This is a genomic window from Micrococcus sp. HG099 (assembly GCF_024723355.1).
In the GTDB taxonomy this organism is placed as follows: Bacteria; Actinomycetota; Actinomycetes; order Actinomycetales; family Micrococcaceae; genus Micrococcus; species Micrococcus endophyticus.
Map to the genome: position 1 here is coordinate 1 of NZ_JANQCJ010000191.1, position 2,837 is coordinate 2,837.

The window sequence follows — 2,837 nt, forward strand, 5'->3', positions numbered from 1 at the left end:
GTGTATGCAGAGCGCACCACGGGCACCTGCCGGGGGTGCAGGCACACGGTGGCGGCGCAGCCCAGGGCGACGGCGTCCTCGGCCTCGGCCGCCAGGCCCGCCTCGTCCGCGAGGTCCAGGTGGACCGCGTCCCACGCGGCCGCGCCGTGGGCGGCCGCGGCCAGGAGCACGGCGGCGCGTGCGTGCGTCACGACGGAGCGGTAGGCCCCGTCCGCGCCGCGCGAGGAGCTGCCGCCCATCGAGGCCACGAGGTCCTCCGCGCCCCACATCAGCGCGCCCACGTTCGGGTGGGCGGCCAGCTCGGCGGCGGCGAGGACGCCCGCCGCCGTCTCGCACAGGGCCACCACGCGCACGTCCTCCCCCAGGGCGGCGACGAGGCCGTCCACCTGGGCGGCGGACTCGGCCTTGGCGAGCATCAGGGTGCGCCAGCCGGTCTCAGCGAGCATCGCCAGGTCGGCGGCGTGGTCGGCGCCGCCGGCCGGGTTCACCCGGACCACCACGCGCGCCACGTCGAGCGGGCCGCCGTCCGCCCCGCCGGTCACCCGGCCCTCCCAGGCCACCCGGACGGCGTCGCGGGCGGCGGGCCGGGCGTCCGGGGTGACGGCGTCCTCGAGGTCGAGGATCACCGCGTCCGCGCGCTCGAGCGCCTTGGCGTACCGCTCCGGGCGGTCCGCCGGGGTGAACATCACGGCCGGGCCGAGGGCGAGCGCGCTCATGCCCGCTCCTCCGCGGCGTCCGCGGCGGCCTGCGCCCGCGCGTCGGCGTGCGCGGCCTCGGTCCACATCAGGCAGGTGCGCTCGGCGCGGACCACGACGTCGCCGTGCTGGTTCTCCCCCGTCATCGCGAAGGTGACGATCCGCTGGCCCGGCCGCGAGGAGGACTCCCGCACGGCCGTGACCTCGGAGCGCCCGTACAGCGTGTCCCCGTGGAAGACCGGCGCGGGGAAGGCGATCTCCCCCAGGCCCAGCTGCGCCACGAGGGTCCCCTGGGTGGTCTGCGCGACGGCGAGCCCCACCAGGGTGGACAGGGTGAGCATCGAGTTCACCAGGGGCCGGCCGAACGACTGGGTCTGCGCGAACGCGTGGTCCAGGTGCAGGGCCTGCGGGTTCATGGTCAGCGTGGTGAACAGCACGTTGTCCGCCTCGGTGAGCGTGCGGCCGGGCCGGTGCAGGTACACCTGGCCCACCGCGAGCTCGTCCGCGTAGCGTCCGCGCTGGACGATCTCGATGCGTTCCGGCGCGGCGCCGGGCTCGGCCCGCCCCATGTCAGAGCCCCAGCTCGCGGGCGATCAGCATGAGCTGCACCTCGGTGGTGCCCTCGCCGACCTCGAGGATCTTGGAGTCGCGGTAGTGGCGGGCCACGAGGGTCTCGTTCATGAAGCCGTAGCCGCCGAACACCTGCGTGGCGTCGCGGGCGTTGTCCATGGCGGCCTCGCCGGCAATCAGCTTGGCCATGGCGGCCTCGGTCTTGAACGGCTTGCCGGCCAGCATCTTCTGGGCCGCCTCGTAGTAGGCCAGGCGCGCGGCGTGGGCGCGGGCCTGCATGCGGGCGATCTTGAAGGAGACGGCCTGGAACTCGCCGATCCGCTGCCCGAACGAGGTGCGCTGCTTGGCGTAGGCGATCGACTCGTCCACGCAGCCCTGCGCGGCGCCGGTGGCCAGGGCCGCGATGGCGATGCGGCCCTCGTCGAGGATCTCCAGGAAGTTCGCGAAGCCGCGGCCGCGGGTGCCCAGCAGGTTCTCCTCCGGGACGCGGACGTCGGAGAAGTGCAGGGCGTGGGTGTCCGAGGAGTTCCAGCCGACCTTGTCGTAGGCCTTGGCCACGGAGAAGCCCTCGGTGCCGGCCGGCACGAGGATCGTGGAGATCTCCTTGGCGGGCTTCCCGTCCGCGCCGGTCCGGCCCTCCACGGTCCCGGTCACGGCGGTGACGGTGACGAGGGAGGTGATGTCCGTGCCGGAGTTGGTGATGAACTCCTTGGCGCCGTTGATGCGCCACTGCCCGTCCTCGAGGACGGCGGTGGTCTGGGTGCCGCCGGCGTCGGAGCCCGCGCCGGGCTCGGTGAGGCCGAACCCGGCCAGGTGCCGGCCGGCCACGAGGTCGGGCAGCCACGCCTCCTTCTGCTCCTGGGTGCCGAACTTCAGCAGGGGCATGGCACCGAGGGAGACGCCGGCCTCGAGGGTGATGGCCACGGACTGGTTGACGCGGCCGAGCTGCTCGAGGGCCAGGGCGAGGGCGAAGTAGTCGCCGCCCATGCCGCCGAACTCCTCGGGGAAGGGCAGGCCGAACAGGCCCATCTCGCCCATCTGGGCCACGATCTCGTACGGGAACTCGTGCTTGGCGTCCAGCTCGGCGGAGACGGGCGCCACGACCTCGTCGGCGAACTCGCGGACGGTGTCGGAGAGGACCTGGTAGTCCTCTTCAAGGGCGGGCAGGGTGCGGTGCTTGGTGCTCATGCGGGTCTCTCCTGATTCAGGCGTTCTGTGCGGATGCTTCGTGCGGGGCGGGCTCGGCGGACTCGTCCGCGGCCGCGGGCTCGACGGCGGCGATCAGCGCCTGCGCGGCCACCGAGTCGCCCTCGGCGACGTGGACAGTCACCACGCCGGCGACGGCGGCCGTGACGGGGTGCTCCATCTTCATGGCCTCGACCACGGCCAGCTCCTGGCCGACGGCCACGGTGTCCCCGGTGGCCACCGAGACGGCGACGACGGTGCCCGGCATGGGCGTGCGGGCCTCGGGCGAGGCGGCGCCGGCCGGGGCGCGGCGGGCGGCGGGGGCGGCCCCGGCGGCGGGCTCTTTTACACATCTGGCGCTGCCGACTGTCTCTCGCGGGGTGGCTT

General features: G+C 74.3%; 4 protein-coding genes. All 4 read right to left on the minus strand.

What is annotated here, in order from left to right:
- Positions 1-716 (minus strand): CoA ester lyase (locus tag NWP10_RS11335; RefSeq protein ID WP_258300977.1); only part of this gene is annotated, 716 nt, incomplete at its 3' end.
- Positions 713-1,264: a MaoC family dehydratase gene (locus NWP10_RS11340; RefSeq protein WP_258300978.1), complete on the minus strand. Its 552-nt coding sequence runs from the start codon at positions 1,262-1,264 to the stop codon at positions 713-715. The genes NWP10_RS11340 and NWP10_RS11335, both read right to left, overlap by 4 nt.
- Before the next feature lies 1 nt (position 1,265).
- Positions 1,266-2,453: an acyl-CoA dehydrogenase family protein gene (locus NWP10_RS11345; RefSeq protein WP_158494967.1), complete on the minus strand. Its 1,188-nt coding sequence runs from the start codon at positions 2,451-2,453 to the stop codon at positions 1,266-1,268.
- A gap of 16 nt (positions 2,454-2,469) precedes the next feature.
- The coding region (locus NWP10_RS11350; RefSeq protein WP_258300979.1) for an acetyl-CoA carboxylase biotin carboxyl carrier protein subunit at positions 2,470-2,837 on the minus strand (368 nt) is incomplete at its 5' end.

What these genes read in the sequence shown, in the direction of transcription:
- NWP10_RS11340 (WP_258300978.1), bottom strand. Translation starts at nt 1,264, where the DNA reads ATGGGGCGGGCCGAGCCCGGCGCCGCGCCGGAACGCATCGAGATCGTC.
- NWP10_RS11345 (WP_158494967.1), bottom strand. Translation starts at nt 2,453, where the DNA reads ATGAGCACCAAGCACCGCACCCTGCCCGCCCTTGAAGAGGACTACCAG.